Genomic DNA, 16,220 nt, shown 5'->3' with positions numbered 1-16,220 from the left:
CGGCCCGAGTCGGTCTCAGCCGGTTCGAGAGTCCCGTGACCCGTTCGGGCCGAACCCGCCCGGCACCCCGCGGCCCCGGCGCGTCCCGGCGGCGGAATTCTTCCGAACTTGTCGTGTACCTGGGCGTTTACCGAAGCCCGCGCGGACCTACCCTGAAGGTATGGCAGGGCGTGGCGACCCGCCTGAGGGGACACCCGAGGGGTTCCCCGGCGGTGGTGAGGACGAGTACCGATCCGTCGTCTTCGACGAGGCGTTCATCCGTGCTGCCCACCTCCAGGAGCTCTCCGCGCAGGAGCGGATGGGCGAGTACGCCCAGGCCGTCCGAAGCCGTTCCTCCTGGGAGAGCCGGGGCGGCTCCCGCCAGGCGGTCCTGCTCGTCCTGCTGATCCTCCTCGCCTTCGGCACCGCCATCTACCTGGGCGTCCGCAATCCCTACCAGCCCCCCGTCGACCAGCGGGCCGAACCCCTGCGGACCACCGTGGTCCCGCTCGCCCCCCAGGGCCCCGTCCCGGGCGGCACGCCCACCCAGCTCTTCGCCCACAGCCCGGCCGCCGAGTACCGCACCGGGGCCGCCGGCATCAACCTGCCCATCGCCGGGCGCACCTCCCACTTCGCCGAGAGCCAGGTCGTCGCCGGCCTCGGCATCGCCAAGGAGTACCTGGTGGCCTCCGCCCTGGAGCCGGACGTCCTGTCCGGGGCGACCGTCCGGCCCGCGCGCCTGCTGATCGACCCGGACCAGCTGGAGCAGTTCGACCGGAGCGTCGAGTCCCCCGCCGACGACGGGCGGCACGCCCTCGCGGCCTGGCTGATCCGCTTCGACCCCCGGCAGGTGGCCCTCGCGGAGCCCGCGGCCCGCGTGCAGGGCACCCTCCGCTTCGAGGAGACCGGCCCCGACACGCTGGACGTCACCGCAGACCACACGTACACCTACGCGCTCCGTCCGGCCGCCCGGGGCGCGGGGCCGGTCGCCGCGGCGTCGCTCTTCACGGTCCACCGCGTGGTGCACTTCCGCTTCGACCGCGAGGACCTGCGGATGCACCGCGCCGAGCTGCTGACCAGCACGGTCGAGGCCGGTCCGCAGGCCTGCGGCGCCGACACCACGGGCTCCCTGAAGCCGCTCCTGGCGGGGGAGCGGGCCTCGGACGTGAGCGCCGGCCCGGCGGTCACCGATCCGTACGCCACCGCCCGGCCCGCCGCCCCCGCGCTGTGCGGAGCCCTGGCGCCGAGCGCTCAGCCCTCGCTCTGACCGCCCCCGGCCCCGTCGCCCGGCGTCCCGTTCCCGGCCTCGCCCTTGGCACCCCTGCCGTCCCGGGCGGGACCGCCGTCCGTCTTCTGGTCCTGGCCGCCGCCGAACCGGTTGCGCAGCCGTCCGCCCAGGTCGCCCGCCAGGTCACCGGCGCCGCCGGCTATGTCCCCGACCAGCTTCATCAGGGGATCCTTGCTGGTCCGCACCGTGTCGGCGTAGTGGTTGGCCGACTCGCGGAAGGAGTCCGTGACCGAGGTGTCCTTGTCCTCCGAGCGCTTCGGGTAGTGCCCGTCCATGATCCGCTGGAAGTCGCGGCTCTCCGACCACTTCTTCAGCTCCGCCGCCCGGACGGTGGTGAAGGGGTGCGAGCGCGGCAGCACGTTGAGGATCTTCAGGACCGAGTCCCGCAGGTCCCCGGCCTTCTCGTACTCGTCGGCCTGGGCGAGGAACGCGTCCACGTTCATCTCGTGCAGGTGGTTGCCGCCGGCGATCTTCATCAGACCGCGCATCGAGGCCCGTACGTCCTGACCGACGAGGAGGCCGGCCCGGTCGGCGGAGAGCTCCGACTTGCGGAACCACTCGCGCAGCGCCGTCACGACGGCGGTGATCGCGACCGTCCCCAGCGGGATCCAGGCGATCTTGAGCGCGAGGTTGGTCAGGAAGAGCAGGACCGTGCGGTACACGGCGTGCCCGGAGAGCGCGTGTCCGACCTCGTGGCCGACGACCGCCCGCATCTCCTCCTCGTCGAGGAGCTCCACCAGGCCGGTGGTGACCACGATGATCGGCTCGTCCAGGCCGATGCACATCGCGTTGGGCTTCGGGTCCTGGGTGACGTACATCGGCGGGACCTTCTCGAGGTCCAGGATGTAACAGGCGTCCCTCAGCATGTCGTTGAGGTGGCTGAACTGCGCGTCGCTCACCCGGACGGAGTCCGAGAGGTAGAGGAGTCGCAGGCTGCGCTCCGGCAGCAGTCCGCTGAGCGCCTTGAAGGCCGTGTCGAAGCCGCTGAGCTTCCGCAGCGCCACGAGGGCCGAGCGGTCGGCCGGATGCTCGTAGGCCCGCGAGGAGATGCCGGGGAACCGCTTCCGCTGCCTGCTCGGCGCGTTCCCCTGGTCGTTCTCGGTCATGGATGCCCCCTGTTCGTACGAGTCGGTGCTCGTCCCCCTGACTGAACCCAGCCTAGGGGCTGGCGCTACCGTGTGCCGGAGCCTGTGGATAACCAGGACACCGAGGACGACCGAAGGGCACGACCGACATGCCGGACACCGCAGACGCCACAGCCGCCCTGCTCGCGGCCGCAGCCGCACCGCAGGGACTGGGCGACACGCTCCGGATCGTGCTGCTCGTCTCGCTCGTGGGCGGAGCCCTGCTCGCCTGGTTCCTGCTGCGCGGGTACCGCACCGACGACACCACCGGCGCCGGCGGCGACGACGACGGCGCGGACCGCGACGCCAACGCCTGAGTCGGCGTGAGCACGCCGCGACCGCCCGCATACGATGTGCGCGAAGTCTCCGCTCCCATCCCCGATCGATAGGTCTGCCGAAGATGAGCCTCCACAGCACCGCCGCCCACCTGGTCACCCTCGCCGAGGGGGCCGAGCACGGCGGCAACCACGAAAGCCTCAGCCCCTACCTCACCGGCTTCGGTGCCTTCGGCACCCTGCTTCTGCTGCTGTGGATCACCACCCGCTTCAACCGCGACCGCTGAACCGGAGACCGCTGATCCGGCGTCCGTCGCCGTGCCAGTAGGCTCTGCACGCATGGGAGAGCAGGAAGTGCCTACTGGCGGGCGCGGCAAGCGCCGACTCGGCGTGATGGGCGGAACCTTCGACCCGATCCACCACGGACACCTGGTGGCGGCCAGCGAGGTCGCCGCCCTGTTCCACCTGGACGAGGTGGTGTTCGTGCCGACCGGGGAGCCGTGGCAGAAGAGCCACAAGGTCGTCTCCGCGGCCGAGGACCGCTATCTGATGACGGTCATCGCCACGGCGTCCAACCCGCAGTTCTCGGTGAGCCGGATCGACATCGACCGCGGGGGTGCGACCTACACCATCGACACCCTGCGGGACCTGCGGTCTCTCAACAGCGACTCGGACCTGTTCTTCATCACCGGGGCCGACGCGCTGTCGCAGATCCTCACCTGGCGCGACGCCGAGGAGCTCTTCTCGCTCGCCCACTTCATCGGCGTCACCCGACCGGGTCACGACCTCACCGACGACGGACTGCCCAAGGGCGGGGTCTCGCTCGTCGAGATCCCCGCGCTCGCCATCTCCTCCACCGACTGCCGGGCGAGGGTCGCACAGGGCGATCCCGTCTGGTACCTGGTCCCGGACGGCGTGGTGCGCTACATCGACAAGCGCCAGCTGTACCGCGGCGAGTGAGCTTCGGGGAGGGGCACCGGTGAACGATCAGCAGCACCCGTACGACCCGTACTATCCGCAGCCGCAGATCATCGGCTACGACGAGTACGGGCAGCCGGTGTACCAGCAGCCGCAGGCACAACAGCAGCCGCCCGCCCAGCACTACGACCCGTACGCCGGGCAGCAGCAGCCGCAGCAGGCGTACGGCTACGACCCGTACGCCCAGCAGCCGCCCGCCCAGGAGCCGGTCCTGCCCCCGCAGTACGACCCCTACGGGCAGCAGGGCTACGCGTACCCGTCCTACGACACCGGACAGCAGTGGGCCGCCGGGCCCGAGGCCGCCCCCGCGGCCCCCTCGCCCGTCCAGCCCCCCGCGCAGGCTCCCGTCCAGGCGGCGCCGGCGGCCCCCGCCGCCCCCGTCGCCGCCCCGGCCGGGGTCCCCGGCCAGCGCCCCGCCTCCGAGCGGTCCGCCCCGCCCCGGCAGGACGAGGACGACCGCGCGTACCGCACGGAACAGTTCTCGTTCATCGAGGAGCCCGACGAGGACTCCGAGGACGTCATCGACTGGCTCAAGTTCACCGAGAGCCGCTCGGAGCGGCGCGAGGAGGCCAGGCGGCGCGGCCGCAACCGGATCGTCGCGCTCGTCGTCGTCCTCGTGCTCGCCGTCGCCGGCGGCGTCGGCTACCTCTGGTCGGCGGGCCTGTTCCCCGGTTCGTCCGACCCGGAGAGCAAGGGCGGGAACGCCGCGACCGGCCCGCAGCAGCGCGACACGATCGTCGTCCACCTCCACGACCTCAAGCGCGGCACCACCTCCACCGCCCTGCTCGTGGACAACGCCACCACCCGCCAGGGCACCACGGTCCTCCTCCCCAACTCCGTCGTCGTCGCCGACTCCGAGGGCGCTGGCACCACCCTCGGGAAGTCCGTCGAGGACGACGGCTCCAGCGGCACCAGGGAGGCGATCGGCAACCTGCTCGGGACGAAGATCACCGGCACCTGGCGCCTGGACACCCCCTACCTGGAGAACCTCGTCGAGTCCGTCAGCGGCATCGAGATCGACACCGACACGGACGTCCCCGACACCAGGAAGGGCGCCGAGCCGCTGGTCCGGAAGGGCGAGAAGCAGACCCTCAACGGCCGCGCCGCCGTCGCCTACGCCACCTACCGGGCGCCCGGCGAGGCCGAGGCCCGGCAGCTCCAGCGCTTCGGCGGGGTCATGTACGGGGTGCTGCGCAAGTTCTCCAGCGATCCCGAGGCCGCCACGGTCACCATCGAGACCCTCCAGCAGATCCTCGACCCCTCGCTCCCGGAGAAGGACCTCGCCGCCTCCCTGGCCAGGCTCGCCGAGCACGCCAAGATCGGCGACTACAAGACGGCCCTGCTCCCGGTGGGGCAGGACGGCGCGCTGACCGAGGGCGCGAGCGACAGCGTGGTGAAGGACATCTTGGGCGGCAAGGTGACCGCCCCCGAGGCGGGCGAGGTGCCCCGGGTCTCGGTGCGGGACGGCTCCGGCAAGAAGGCGGCCGAGGCGGCCCGGATCGCGCTGATCAACGGCGGCTTCACCTTCGTGGGCGGCGCCGACGCGGAGACCCGCGAGGAATCGCAGGTCCTCTACGGCGACGACGCCCAGAAGGCGACGGCCACCGAGGTGGCCAAGACGCTGGGGCTGCCCGCCTCCTCCGTCGAGAAGGGCAAGCCCTCGGGAACGATCGCGGTCACCGTGGTCCTGGGCCGGGACTACAAGGTTCCGGGGCCCCGGTAAGGGCGCCCCGGAAAACGCCGACGGGGTCGTCGGCGGTCCGTGAGACCCTGGAGGGGTACTGGACCGCCGACGAAAGCCTGCTTGTGACCGCCACGGACCGTTCCATCGAGCTCGTCAAGACCGCCGCCCAGGCGGCCGCCGACCGGCTCGCGCACGACATCATCGCGTACGACGTCAGCGACGTGCTGTCGATCACCGACGCCTTCCTGCTCGCCTCCGCGCCCAACGACCGCCAGGTCAAGTCGATCGTCGACGAGATCGAGGAGCGGCTGCTCAAGGAGCTCGGCGCCAAGCCGGTCCGCCGTGAGGGCGACCGCGACGCGCGCTGGATCCTCCTGGACTACGTCGACATCGTCGTCCACGTGCAGCACAGCGAGGAGCGGGTCTTCTACGCCCTGGAGCGGCTGTGGAAGGACTGCCCCGAGCTCGACCTGCCCGAGGACGCGGTGAACACCCGCGGCAAGGCCGCCGAGCACGCCGCCCTGACCGGCGCCGACATCGAGGCCGGCTCCGGCCTCCCCGAGGGACCGGACGGTGAGCTGAGCTGAGCGCCGCCAAGGGCGGCAGCGGCCGCCGCATCGTCCTCTGGCGTCACGGCCAGACCTCCTGGAACCTGGAGCGCCGCTTCCAGGGCTCGACCGACATCGAGCTGACGGAGACCGGCGTCGCCCAGGCGCGCCGGGCCGCACGGCTGCTCGCCGCGCTCAAGCCGGACGCCATCGTGGCCTCCGACCTGAAGCGGGCGGCGGCCACCGCCGCGGAGCTCGCCTCGATCACCGGCCACGCCGTCGCCCACGACTCCGCCCTGCGCGAGACGTACGCGGGGGAGTGGCAGGGGCTGACCCACGACGAGATCGTCGCGCGGTACGGCGAGCAGTACGCCGCCTGGAAGCGCGGCGAGCCCGTGCGCCGGGGCGGCGGCGAGCTCGAGACCGAGGTGGCCGACCGGGCCGCCCCGGTGGTCCTGGAGCACGCGGACAAGCTCCCCGAGAACGGCACGCTCGTCGTGGTCAGCCACGGCGGCACCATCCGCACCACCATCGGCCGGCTCCTGGGCCTGGAGGCCCGGCACTGGGAGAGCCTGGGCGGGCTCTCCAACTGCTGCTGGTCGGTCCTCGGCGAGGGCGCGCGCGGCTGGCGCCTGATGGAGCACAACGCCGGCACGCTCCCCGAGCCGGTCCTCGGCGACGACGACTGAGCCCACGACCGGCCTGCCGGACCCGGATTTCACTTTCCGGCAGGTCACAGGCTAGAGTTCTTCTTGTTCGGAGCGCACGGCGTGAAGAACACGAAGAACACAAGGGGCTATAGCTCAGTTGGTAGAGCGCCTGCATGGCATGCAGGAGGTCAGGAGTTCAATTCTCCTTAGCTCCACAGTCACCGGATCCCGTCCCCGTCAGGGGGCGGGATCCTTCGTTCTGTCACCTTTCGCCTCGCGCAGGATCTCGATCCCCCGGTGGCTCTCCTCGTCGCTCGGCGTGTACGTCACGATCCGGCACTCCGGCATCCCGTTGACCGAGAGGGAGACCGAGGTCATCCGGACCTCGCCCACCAGCTCGTGCCGGAAGGTCTTCACCCTCGTCCCCGGCGGGACCACGTCACCGCTGCGCCACAGCCGGGCGAACTCCGGGCTGGTCTCCGTGAGACGCCGTACGAACTCCTCCCAGTCGGGCTCGCCCACGTGGCGGCCGTACGCGCCCCGCAGCTGGGCCACCATCAGCGGCAGCTCCCGCTTCCGGTCGACCACCGGGCACTTGGGCGCCGGCACGCTGAACAGCGCCCAGAGCACGTTGCGTATGCCGAACGGGCCGGTGTCCAGGCCCTCTCCGTTCTGCATCAGGAGCCGCTCGTACAGGACGTTGGTCGCCAGCACGTCGTACCGCGCGTTGTAGAGCACCGCCGGGAGCGGGTCCAGGGCGTCGAGGATCCCCTGGATCTCCGGACTCACCTCCGGGATGTCGGGGGCCGGCCGGTCCGGGGCGTACGGCACCTCGGCGAGGTGGTAGAGATGCTCGCGCTCCGGGCGGTCGAGCCGGAGGGTCCGGGCCACCGCGTCGAGGACCTGAGCCGAGGCGTTGATCGGCCGGCCCTGCTCCAGCCAGGTGTACCAGGTGACGCCGACGCCGGAGAGCTGGGCGACCTCCTCGCGGCGCAGCCCCGGGGTGCGCCGGCGGAGACCCGGCGGCATGCCCACGTCCTCCGGGGTCACCCTGGCCCGGCGGCTGCGCAGGAACGCGGCCAGTTCCGGTCGTCGCCGACGCTGCGTCGGTAGCGCTGCCACAATCGTCACACCCCCATGGTCGAGTCCCCGTGCCGCCGCTGCCAGGTGGTGTCAGTACCAGCATCGGCGGGCTCTCGTTACCCGTATCCGGTCGAGGTCACGCTCCTTGCATGACCTCGACCGCGACACGTCCCGCACCCAGTAAAGACCGCGCCACCGACAACCGCCCCGGCCTGCTGCTCGGAGTGGTGCTCGCCGCCCAGTTCATGGCGCTCCTCGACGTCTTCATCGTCAACGTCGCCGCCCCCACCATCCGGACCGAGCTCTCCGCGTCCGGAGGCGCGCTCCAGCTCGTCATCGCCGGATACACCATCACCTACGCGGTGTTGCTGATCACCGGGGCCCGCCTTGGGGATCTGATCGGCCACCGGCGGGCGTACCTCGGCGGCCTCGCCCTGTTCACCGCCGCCTCGCTCGCCTGCGGACTCGCCGCGGACGCCGGGCAGTTGATCGCCTTCCGGCTGGCGCAGGGCGCGGGATCGGCCCTGATGATCCCCCAGGTGCTGAGCCTCATCCAGCGCAACTTCACGGGGGAGCACCGGGCCCGGGCCCTCAGCGCCTACTCCGCGGTGCTGGCCACCGGCGCGGCCGCCGGTCAGGTCGTCGGCGGCGTCCTGGTCAGCGCCGACCTCTTCGGCACCGGCTGGCGGCCGGTCTTCCTGGTCAACGTGCCCCTCGGGATCGCCCTGCTCGTCCTCGGCGTCCGGGTGCTGCCCCGCGACGCCCACGCCGGATCCACGCGTGCGCGTGCCCTCGATCTGCCGGGCCTGCTGCTGCTCGCCGCCGCCGTGTCCCTGCTGACCGTCCCCCTGGTCCTCGGCCAGGAGCAGGACTGGCCGCTGTGGTCCTGGCTCTCCCTCGGCGGCTCGCTGCTGCTCGCCGTCGTCTTCGGCGCCTACGAGTCCCGGCTCGCCCGGCGCGGCGGCACACCGCTGATCGCCCCGCGCGTGCTGCGCATCCCCGGGATGGGGCGGGCCGTCCTCTGGATCTCCGTGGCCATGGGCGTCAACGCCGGATTCCTGTTCACCCTGACCCTGCACCTGCAGGGCGGGCTCGGCCACAGCGCCCTGCGGGCCGGGCTCACCTTCGGACCCGCCGCCGTCGTCTTCGGCGCCGTCGGCCTGACCTGGCGGCGCTGGCCGGCCCGGCTGCACCGCGCGCTGGTCCCGGCCGGATTCCTGCTCGCGGCCGCGGCGCTCCTCGCCGTCGGAGAGCTGCTCGCGGACGGCGGCACCGGCGGCTGGGGGCTCTACCCGGCCCTGGGCGCGCTCGGCGCGGGGATCTCACTGGCCTTCAGTCCGGCCCTGACCGGGGCGCTGGCCACCGTGCGCCCCGAGGACGCGGCCGACGCCAGCGGACTGCTCGCCACCGTCACACAGCTCGGGCAGCTCGTGGGCGTCGCCACGTTCGGCACCCTCTTCCTCGGCCGGTACGCGGGTGCCGGAGCTCAGGACTCCGCCGACGCGCTGTGGGCGACCGTCCTCGCCCTGGCCGTCGCCTCCGTCGTGGGCGCCGTCGCGGGACTGCCGCGACGATCACGCTGACCCTCTTGCGGGGCCATGGCAGAATCGGACGGCCGGAGGGGGACGAGGATCCGGACGGGAGGGTGACCCAAGTGCTCGGCGACAACGGCAGGGTGTCCTATGGGTGCACGGCCTGCGGCCACAGCTGGAGCTGATTGATGGGTGCACACAGGCGGAAGTGCGACTGGTGCGGCAGCGGCACGCCCATCGTGCGCGACATGGATCCCGTCAATCCCGAGTTCCAGTACTGGTGCGAGGAGTGCGCGCGGGCGCTGATCATAAAAGGCGACCCCATCGAGACCTACCGCGAGCTGGAGGGGGAGCCGATCTACGGCCGGCTCCTCGACGAGCACTGCACCCTCAAGCGGTTCTACTCCTTCGCGACGGCCTGACGCCGCAGCGTCAGCGCGTATCCCACGAGCAGCGCCGTCGCCGTCAGCGGGTAGACCGCCGACAGCAGCATCTGCCCCGCGTTCTGGTCCAGTTCGGGGCGTCCCGGGTCGTGCGGGACCCACCACAGCGCGAACGAGGCGAAGGCCAGTGCCACCGCCCCCGTCACCGGCCACGCGCGCGTGGAGCGGTCCGCGAGCAGGATCAGCAGGGGCACGCACCAGACCCAGTGGTGGGACCACGAGATCGGGCTGATCATCAGCGCCGTGAACGCGCAGACGACCACGGCCACCGCCTTGTCGCCGCGCACCGCCGCCCGTACCGCGAGCACCATCGCCGCGCCGCCCAGGACGGCCGCCGTCACCGCCCACCACATGCCCGGGTCGTCCGTGTGCATCAGTCGGGCCAGGACCCCGCGGATCGACTGGTTGGCGGTCTCCTCGGCGAAGCCGACCCGGCCGGTCTCGAACAGGGTCTCCGTCCAGAACCGCTTCGAGTCCGCGGGCAGGGCGAGCGCCACGGCCAGCGTCGTCCCGAGGAACGTCCCGGTCGCCGTCAGCGCCGTGCGCAGCCACTGGTCCACGCCCCGGTCCCGGCGCCACAGCAGCAGACCGGCGACGAGCAGGAGGACCACGAAGAGCCCGGGGGTGAGCTTCACCGCGGTCGCCAGGCCGATGCCCAGGCCTGCCAGGCGGCTGCCCTCGCGGCGGGTGAGGTCCCACAGCACCGCCACCGCTATGAGCAGGTTGATCTGTCCGTACCGCAGGGTCGTCCACACCGGCTCGCACCAGACCACGACGGCGGCGACCCACAGTGTCGTGCGCCACAGGTCCGTGCGCGACAGCGAGGGGCGGACCAGCTGGAGCGACAGCTGCACCAGGGCGACCACCAGGAGCAGGTTCCCCGCCGTCGTGAGCGTCCGCATCAGCGGGACGCCCACCAGGGTGAGCGGGACGAACAGAAGCGCCGCGAAGGGCGGGTAGGTCATGCCGAGGTTCGCCGAGGTGGCGCGCATCGCGTACAGGTCCCCGCCGGCCCGGACCGTCTCTCCCTCGGCCCGGTAGACCATCACGTCGAGCATGTTCACGTGGGCGAGGCGTTGCGCCACCCAGAATGCCGTGAACGAGAGCAGACAGACCGCCGCGGCGGTGGCCAGGGGCCACGGCCGGGCGCGGGTTCGGGAGAGCACGGAGACGGACACAGTCGGCGACCCTACCCGGGGCTCCGGACGGGGCGGAGAAACCGATTTGGAGATCTGCCGCGCGGGCCGTTACTGTTCTGTTCGTCGCCGCGAGCGAGGTCGAAGCCGGGACGACGAATCAAGGGGCTATAGCTCAGTTGGTAGAGCGCCTGCATGGCATGCAGGAGGTCAGGAGTTCAATTCTCCTTAGCTCCACAGATCGGAACCGAGCCATCCGGACCGGGTGGCTCGCGCCGATTCTGCGGTGAAGCGAAACATTCCCGTACGCGGGGCTATAGCTCAGTTGGTAGAGCGCCTGCATGGCATGCAGGAGGTCAGGAGTTCAATTCTCCTTAGCTCCACAGTCGAGAAGCGGGTCACCCTCCCCAGGGTGACCCGCTTCTTCGTGTCCTTCCGCTCCGTGGAACGTCGGCGCGGCCCGCTCGGGCACTGCGGTACCCTGGCGCCATGCGTGCCGTACGCCTCCTGCTTACCGAGCCGCGCTGACCAGTCCCGACGGATGACAGACATCCCGTCGGAGTCGGCGCGGCATCCCCTCCTGTGCGAGGGGATTTTTCATTTCGGGCAGTTCGTGGCAGTGGGCAGAGACGATCGATGGAGCATCAAGGACCATGACCGAGATCACGACGGCCGCCGAGACGGCGGCCCCTCATCGCTACACGGCGGCCATGGCCGCCGACATCGAGGCACGCTGGCAGGACTTCTGGGACGCCGAGGGAACCTACGAGGCGCCGAACCCCACCGGTGACCTGGCGGGCGACCCCGCCGTCGCCGCCCTGCCCAAGAAGTTCATCATGGACATGTTCCCGTACCCCTCGGGTGCGGGACTGCACGTCGGCCACCCGCTGGGCTACATCGCCACGGACGTCTTCGCCCGCCACGCGCGCATGACCGGCCACAACGTGCTGCACACCCTGGGCTTCGACGCCTTCGGCCTGCCGGCCGAGCAGTACGCCGTGCAGACGGGCACGCACCCGCGCGTGTCCACCGAGGCCAACATGGAGAACATGAAGGTCCAGCTGCGCCGGCTGGGCCTGGGCCACGACAAGCGCCGGTCGTTCGCCACGATCGACCCGGAGTACTACAAGTGGACCCAGTGGATCTTCCTGCAGATCTTCAACTCCTGGTACGACGACGAGGCCAAGAAGGCCCGGCCGATCGCCGAGCTGATCGAGCAGTTCGAGAACGGCACCCGTGAGGTCCCCGGCACGCGCGCGTGGAGCGAGCTGAGCGCCGCCGAGCGCTCCGACGTCCTGGGCGAGTACCGCCTGGCGTACGCCTCCGACGCCCCGGTCAACTGGTGCCCCGGCCTGGGCACCGTCCTGGCCAACGAGGAGGTCACCGCCGACGGCCGCTCCGAGCGCGGGAACTTCCCCGTCTTCAAGGCCAAGCTGCGCCAGTGGAACATGCGGATCACCGCCTACGCGGACCGCCTGCTGGACGACCTGGACGCGCTGGACTGGCCCGAGGCCATCAAGCTGCAGCAGCGCAACTGGATCGGCCGCTCCGAGGGCGCCCGCGTCGACTTCCAGGTCGGCGACACCGGAGCCATCACCGTCTTCACCACCCGCCAGGACACCCTGTTCGGCGCCACCTACATGGTCCTGGCGCCCGAGCACGACCTGGTCGAGAAGATCGTCCCGGCCACCTGGCCCGAGGGCACCCACGAGGTGTGGACCGGCGGCCACGCCACCCCCTCCGAGGCCGTCGACGCCTACCGCAAGCAGGCCGCCTCCAAGTCCGACGTCGAGCGCCAGGCCGAGGCCAAGGACAAGACCGGCGTCTTCACCGGCGCCTACGCGACCAACCCGGTCAGCGGTGCGCAGGTCCCCGTCTTCATCGCCGACTACGTCCTGATGGGCTACGGCACCGGCGCGATCATGGCCGTCCCCGCGCACGACAGCCGCGACTTCGCCTTCGCGCGCGCCTTCGAGCTGCCGATGCGCTGCGTCGTGGAGCCGAGCGACGGCCGCGGCACCGACCCGTCGACCTGGGAGGACGCCTTCTCCTCGTACGAGGCGAAGCTGGTCGACTCGGCCAACGACGAGATCTCCCTGGACGGCCTGGGCGTCGTCGACGCCAAGGCGAAGATCACCGCCTGGCTGGCCGACCGCGGCATCGGCGAGGGCACCGTCAACTTCCGCCTGCGCGACTGGCTGTTCAGCCGCCAGCGGTACTGGGGCGAGCCCTTCCCGATCGTCTACGACGAGGACGGCGTCGCCCACCCGCTGCCCGAGTCGATGCTGCCCCTGGAGCTGCCGGAGGTCGAGGACTACTCGCCGCGCACCTTCGACCCCGACGACGCGGACACCCAGCCGGAGACCCCGCTGTCCCGCAACGAGGACTGGGTCAACGTCACCCTGGACCTGGGCGACGGCCGCGGCCCGCGCCGCTACCGGCGCGAGACCAACACCATGCCCAACTGGGCCGGCTCCTGCTGGTACGAGCTGCGCTACCTCGACCCGCACAACTCCGAGAAGCTGGTCGACCCCGCCGTCGAGCAGTACTGGATGGGCCCGCGCGAGGGCATGCCGACCGGCGGCGTCGACCTGTACGTCGGCGGCGCCGAGCACGCCGTGCTGCACCTGCTGTACGCGCGCTTCTGGTCCAAGATCCTGTTCGACCTGGGCCACATCTCCTCGGCCGAGCCGTTCCACAAGCTCTACAACCAGGGCATGATCCAGGCCTTCGTCTACCGGGACGCGCGCGGGATCGCCGTGCCGGCGGCCGAGGTCGAGGAGCGGGACGGCGCGTTCTACTACCAGGGCGAGAAGGTCAGCCGCGTCCTGGGCAAGATGGGCAAGTCCCTGAAGAACGCGGTCACGCCGGACGAGATCTGCTCCGAGTACGGCGCCGACACCCTGCGCCTGTACGAGATGGCGATGGGCCCGCTGGACGTGTCGCGCCCCTGGGACACGCGCGCGGTGGTCGGCCAGTACCGTCTGCTGCAGCGCCTGTGGCGCAACATCGTCGACGAGGCGACCGGCGAGGTCACGGTCGTCGACGCCGCGCCCGACGAGGACACCCTGCGCGCCCTGCACAAGGCGATCGACGGCGTCTCGCAGGACATGGCCGCGATGCGCTTCAACACCGCCATCGCCAAGATCACCGAACTGAACAACCACCTGACCAAGACCGGTGGCGCGGTCTCCCGGCCGGTCGCCGAGCAGCTGGTCCTGCTGGTCGCCCCGCTGGCCCCGCACATCGCCGAGGAGCTGTGGCGCAAGCTGGGCCACACCGACTCGGTCGTCCACCAGGACTTCCCGGTCGCCGACCCGGCCTACGTCGTGGACGAGACCGTGACCTGCGTCGTGCAGATCAAGGGCAAGGTCAAGGCCCGCCTGGAGGTCTCCCCGTCGATCACGGACGCGGAGCTGGAGACGCTGGCCCTGGCCGACCCGCACGTGGTCGCGGCGCTGGGCGGCGCCCAGATCCGCAAGGTGATCGTGCGCGCGCCGAAGCTGGTCAACATCGTCGCCGGCTAGCGGCACATAGGGGTTTCCCCTACGGGCAGGTTGGGGGTTCCGATGGAACCCCCAACCTGCCCGTTCCGTTTAACGTGGAGGAACCACAGCCGTGGGGAACCGACGGACGCCGGAGGGGCGCACATGGAAGCCACGATTATCACGATCATGGCGCTGCTCTTCTTGTCCTTCGTGGCGCTCGGGGTGTACGTCACCGTGAAGGTCGCGAAGGCCGCCAAGCGCGGGGTCGACCGCACCATCGACCAGGCCCGGCGCACGGTCGAGGACACCACCCTGCGCGCCAAGAGCTTCGGACAGGCCGGGACCGCGAGCGAGCTCGCCCGGCTGCGGCTCTCGCTGCGCACCTCGATGCGCGCCACCCAGGAGGCGCTGCAGGACGGGGTCGGCGAGGACGCCTCGCTGAAGGAGTCGCTCGACCTGTTCCACCGCCTCAGCGCCCATGGACTCGAACTGGACGCGGACCTCAAGCGCCTGGAGCGGGAGCCCGACCGGGCGTGGGTGGCCGGCCAGCTGCCCGAACTCGCCGCGCGGACCGAGCGGATCACGGGCTCGGCCGACGCGCTGCGCCGCGCCGCCCGGGAGCGGGCCCTGAAGTTCGCCGAGGACGACCTGTCGTCGCTCAGCGCCCAGATCGACGTCGAGGCGGGCGCCCTGCGCCACTGGACGAGCCCGGACGCCTCGCCGGGGACGGCGGCCGGCACCGGCACGGGGAACGGGGCGGCGGACGCGGCGGCGGCCGGCGGTTGGGGGCAGCCCGCCCGACCCGCTCGCGAGACGGGCCCGACGGCCGGCGGGGAGCCGTCCGCGATCACGGCGCCCGATCCCCGCCGGACCGCCTACCCCTGGGAGAAGTCGGCCCGCCCGGAGACCACCACCTAAGGGCACGGACCCGCGCGGTGCCGTGCCGCCGAGGGGCCGGACGTCGGGCGCGGGACCGAACGGCCCGGACGGCGTCGTGCCGGGGGCGGGCGGTGAGGGGGGCCGGGCTGCCGTGCGGGAGCCCCGGCGGGTAACCTCCCGCTCATGTCCCGGCATGTCGCGATCGTCACCGATTCCACGGCCTACCTGCCACGCCAGACGAGGGAGCGGCACGCCATCACCACGGTCCCGCTGACCGTCGTCATCGGCGACCGCGCCCTTGAGGAGGGCACCGAGATCTCGGCGAAGGCGCTGGCCGAGGCCCTGCAGAAGCGCCGGCCCGTCACCACCTCGCGGCCGAGCCCCGAGGTCTTCGCGAAGGCCTACCGCGAGGCCGCCGAGGCGGGCGCGAAGGGCGTCGTCTCGCTCCATCTGTCCGCCGAGGTCTCCGGGACCTACGACGCCGCCGTGCTCGCGGCCAAGACCGCCCCCGTGCCCGTACGCGTGGTGGACACCCGCATGGTCGGCATGGCGCTGGGCTTCTGCGCCCTCGCGGCGGCACAGGTCGTGGAGGCCGGAGGCTCCCTCGAAGAGGCGGTCGCGGCGGCCGAGAAGCGCGCCGCGGGAACGTCCGCCTACTTCTACGTCGACACCCTGGACTATCTGCGCAGGGGCGGGCGCATCGGCACCGCGCAGGCCCTGCTGGGTTCGGCGCTCGCGGTGAAGCCGCTCCTCGAACTCGACGGCGGGCGGATCGAACTGCGGGAGAAGGTGCGGACGGCCTCGAAGGCCATCGCGCGCCTGGAGGAGATCGCCGTGGAGCAGGCGGGCTCCGGCGCCGTCGACATCGCCGTGCACCACCTCTCCGCGCCGGAGCGCGCCACCGCACTCGCGGACCGGCTCGAGGAGCGCGTCCCGGGAATCGAGGAACTCCAGGTCAGCGAGGTGGGAGCGGTCATCGGCGCCCACACGGGCCCCGGTCTCCTCGCGGTCGTCGTCTCGCCGCGCTGAGACCGTCCGCCGCGGCGCGTCCACATCGACCCTCCCGGCAGCCGGGCTCCGTCCCTCGTAGGGGTGACGGAGTTTTCCACAGAGAAGTGCCTGTCCACGGAAGA

General features: G+C 71.7%; 15 protein-coding genes and 3 tRNA genes. 15 read left to right on the top strand and 3 right to left on the bottom strand.

Annotated features, from left to right (window positions below; genetic code table 11):
• The first annotated feature begins 160 nt into the window (after positions 1–160).
• A complete protein-coding gene (locus ACIGW4_RS08585; protein ID WP_123452244.1) occupies positions 161–1,246 on the top strand; it encodes a hypothetical protein in 1,086 nt (361 codons plus the stop codon).
• On the opposite strand, the gene ACIGW4_RS08580 is transcribed toward ACIGW4_RS08585, so the two are convergent.
• On the bottom strand, positions 1,231–2,373 hold the full coding sequence (locus ACIGW4_RS08580; protein WP_398708743.1) for a M48 family metallopeptidase: 1,143 nt from the start codon (positions 2,371–2,373) through the stop codon (positions 1,231–1,233). The two genes, ACIGW4_RS08585 and ACIGW4_RS08580, sit on opposite strands and share 16 nt — an antisense overlap.
• A gap of 128 nt (positions 2,374–2,501) precedes the next feature.
• Here ACIGW4_RS08580 and ACIGW4_RS08575 point away from each other — a divergent pair, with 128 nt between their 5' ends.
• The 7 genes from ACIGW4_RS08575 to ACIGW4_RS08545 all read left to right on the top strand — a co-directional run bounded on the left by ACIGW4_RS08575 (position 2,502) and on the right by ACIGW4_RS08545 (position 6,741).
• Positions 2,502–2,708, top strand: coding sequence for a hypothetical protein (locus ACIGW4_RS08575; RefSeq protein WP_123452240.1), 207 nt, complete (start codon positions 2,502–2,504; stop codon positions 2,706–2,708).
• Positions 2,709–2,791: 83 nt separating this feature from the next.
• Complete coding sequence (locus ACIGW4_RS08570; RefSeq protein WP_030684916.1) at positions 2,792–2,953, top strand: hypothetical protein; 162 nt, start codon at positions 2,792–2,794, stop codon at positions 2,951–2,953.
• A gap of 52 nt (positions 2,954–3,005) precedes the next feature.
• Entirely contained in the window at positions 3,006–3,626 is a 621-nt protein-coding gene (gene nadD, locus ACIGW4_RS08565; protein ID WP_123452238.1) for a nicotinate-nucleotide adenylyltransferase, read from the top strand.
• 19 nt (positions 3,627–3,645) lie between these two features.
• Positions 3,646–5,367 carry an LCP family protein gene (locus tag ACIGW4_RS08560; protein WP_399579282.1) on the top strand — a complete coding sequence of 574 codons (1,722 nt, stop codon included), beginning with the start codon at positions 3,646–3,648 and terminating at the stop codon, positions 5,365–5,367.
• An 83-nt stretch (positions 5,368–5,450) separates the two neighbouring features.
• A complete protein-coding gene (rsfS, locus tag ACIGW4_RS08555; RefSeq protein ID WP_030684910.1) occupies positions 5,451–5,915 on the top strand; it encodes a ribosome silencing factor in 465 nt (154 codons plus the stop codon).
• Positions 5,912–6,565 carry a histidine phosphatase family protein gene (locus ACIGW4_RS08550; protein WP_123452234.1) on the top strand — a complete coding sequence of 218 codons (654 nt, stop codon included), beginning with the start codon at positions 5,912–5,914 and terminating at the stop codon, positions 6,563–6,565. The genes rsfS and ACIGW4_RS08550 overlap by 4 nt, the downstream gene beginning before the upstream one ends.
• Positions 6,566–6,668: 103 nt before the next feature.
• A tRNA-Ala gene (locus ACIGW4_RS08545) sits at positions 6,669–6,741 on the top strand.
• A gap of 22 nt (positions 6,742–6,763) precedes the next feature.
• On the opposite strand, the gene ACIGW4_RS08540 is transcribed toward ACIGW4_RS08545, so the two are convergent.
• Positions 6,764–7,657 carry a helix-turn-helix transcriptional regulator gene (locus ACIGW4_RS08540; protein ID WP_359587594.1) on the bottom strand — a complete coding sequence of 298 codons (894 nt, stop codon included), beginning with the start codon at positions 7,655–7,657 and terminating at the stop codon, positions 6,764–6,766.
• A 101-nt stretch (positions 7,658–7,758) separates the two neighbouring features.
• Between ACIGW4_RS08540 and ACIGW4_RS08535 the strand changes: the two genes are divergently transcribed.
• Together ACIGW4_RS08535 and ACIGW4_RS08530 are read left to right on the top strand one after the other, a co-directional pair.
• Positions 7,759–9,192 carry an MFS transporter gene (locus ACIGW4_RS08535; protein ID WP_399579278.1) on the top strand — a complete coding sequence of 478 codons (1,434 nt, stop codon included), beginning with the start codon at positions 7,759–7,761 and terminating at the stop codon, positions 9,190–9,192.
• 137 nt (positions 9,193–9,329) lie between these two features.
• Complete coding sequence (locus ACIGW4_RS08530; protein WP_005317760.1) at positions 9,330–9,563, top strand: hypothetical protein; 234 nt, start codon at positions 9,330–9,332, stop codon at positions 9,561–9,563.
• Here the strand turns inward: ACIGW4_RS08530 and ACIGW4_RS08525 are convergent.
• Positions 9,542–10,762 (bottom strand): glycosyltransferase 87 family protein, encoded by a 1,221-nt coding sequence (locus ACIGW4_RS08525; protein WP_399579276.1) that lies wholly within the window; start codon positions 10,760–10,762, stop codon positions 9,542–9,544. The genes ACIGW4_RS08530 and ACIGW4_RS08525 overlap by 22 nt on opposite strands.
• A 122-nt stretch (positions 10,763–10,884) precedes the next feature.
• Between ACIGW4_RS08525 and ACIGW4_RS08520 the strand changes: the two genes are divergently transcribed.
• From ACIGW4_RS08520 to ACIGW4_RS08500, 5 genes are all read left to right on the top strand, one after another.
• A tRNA-Ala gene (locus ACIGW4_RS08520) sits at positions 10,885–10,957 on the top strand.
• A 73-nt stretch (positions 10,958–11,030) separates the two neighbouring features.
• Positions 11,031–11,103, top strand: a tRNA-Ala gene (locus ACIGW4_RS08515).
• Positions 11,104–11,373: 270 nt separating this feature from the next.
• Positions 11,374–14,247, top strand: coding sequence for a leucine--tRNA ligase (gene leuS, locus ACIGW4_RS08510; RefSeq protein ID WP_399579274.1), 2,874 nt, complete (start codon positions 11,374–11,376; stop codon positions 14,245–14,247).
• A 123-nt stretch (positions 14,248–14,370) separates the two neighbouring features.
• Positions 14,371–15,126, top strand: a complete 756-nt coding sequence (locus tag ACIGW4_RS08505; RefSeq protein ID WP_399579272.1) for a hypothetical protein — start codon at positions 14,371–14,373, stop codon at positions 15,124–15,126.
• A 144-nt stretch (positions 15,127–15,270) separates the two neighbouring features.
• Complete coding sequence (locus tag ACIGW4_RS08500; protein WP_399579271.1) at positions 15,271–16,116, top strand: DegV family protein; 846 nt, start codon at positions 15,271–15,273, stop codon at positions 16,114–16,116.
• Positions 16,117–16,220 lie beyond the last annotated feature (104 nt).

This window comes from Streptomyces sp. NPDC053513 (assembly GCF_044544765.1).
In the GTDB taxonomy this organism is placed as follows: domain Bacteria; phylum Actinomycetota; class Actinomycetes; order Streptomycetales; family Streptomycetaceae; genus Streptomyces; species Streptomyces litmocidini.
The sequence above is the reverse complement of the archived record's forward strand: the minus strand, read 5'-3'. Positions and strand labels throughout refer to the sequence as shown.

What these genes read in the sequence shown, in the direction of transcription:
- ACIGW4_RS08530 (WP_005317760.1), top strand. Translation starts at nt 9,330, where the DNA reads ATGGGTGCACACAGGCGGAAGTGCGACTGGTGCGGCAGCGGCACGCCC.
- ACIGW4_RS08505 (WP_399579272.1), top strand. Translation starts at nt 14,371, where the DNA reads ATGGAAGCCACGATTATCACGATCATGGCGCTGCTCTTCTTGTCCTTC.
- ACIGW4_RS08570 (WP_030684916.1), top strand. Translation starts at nt 2,792, where the DNA reads ATGAGCCTCCACAGCACCGCCGCCCACCTGGTCACCCTCGCCGAGGGG.
- ACIGW4_RS08535 (WP_399579278.1), top strand. Translation starts at nt 7,759, where the DNA reads ATGACCTCGACCGCGACACGTCCCGCACCCAGTAAAGACCGCGCCACC.
- ACIGW4_RS08580 (WP_398708743.1), bottom strand. Translation starts at nt 2,373, where the DNA reads ATGACCGAGAACGACCAGGGGAACGCGCCGAGCAGGCAGCGGAAGCGG.
- ACIGW4_RS08500 (WP_399579271.1), top strand. Translation starts at nt 15,271, where the DNA reads ATGTCCCGGCATGTCGCGATCGTCACCGATTCCACGGCCTACCTGCCA.
- nadD (WP_123452238.1), top strand. Translation starts at nt 3,006, where the DNA reads ATGGGAGAGCAGGAAGTGCCTACTGGCGGGCGCGGCAAGCGCCGACTC.
- ACIGW4_RS08575 (WP_123452240.1), top strand. Translation starts at nt 2,502, where the DNA reads ATGCCGGACACCGCAGACGCCACAGCCGCCCTGCTCGCGGCCGCAGCC.
- leuS (WP_399579274.1), top strand. Translation starts at nt 11,374, where the DNA reads ATGACCGAGATCACGACGGCCGCCGAGACGGCGGCCCCTCATCGCTAC.
- ACIGW4_RS08585 (WP_123452244.1), top strand. Translation starts at nt 161, where the DNA reads ATGGCAGGGCGTGGCGACCCGCCTGAGGGGACACCCGAGGGGTTCCCC.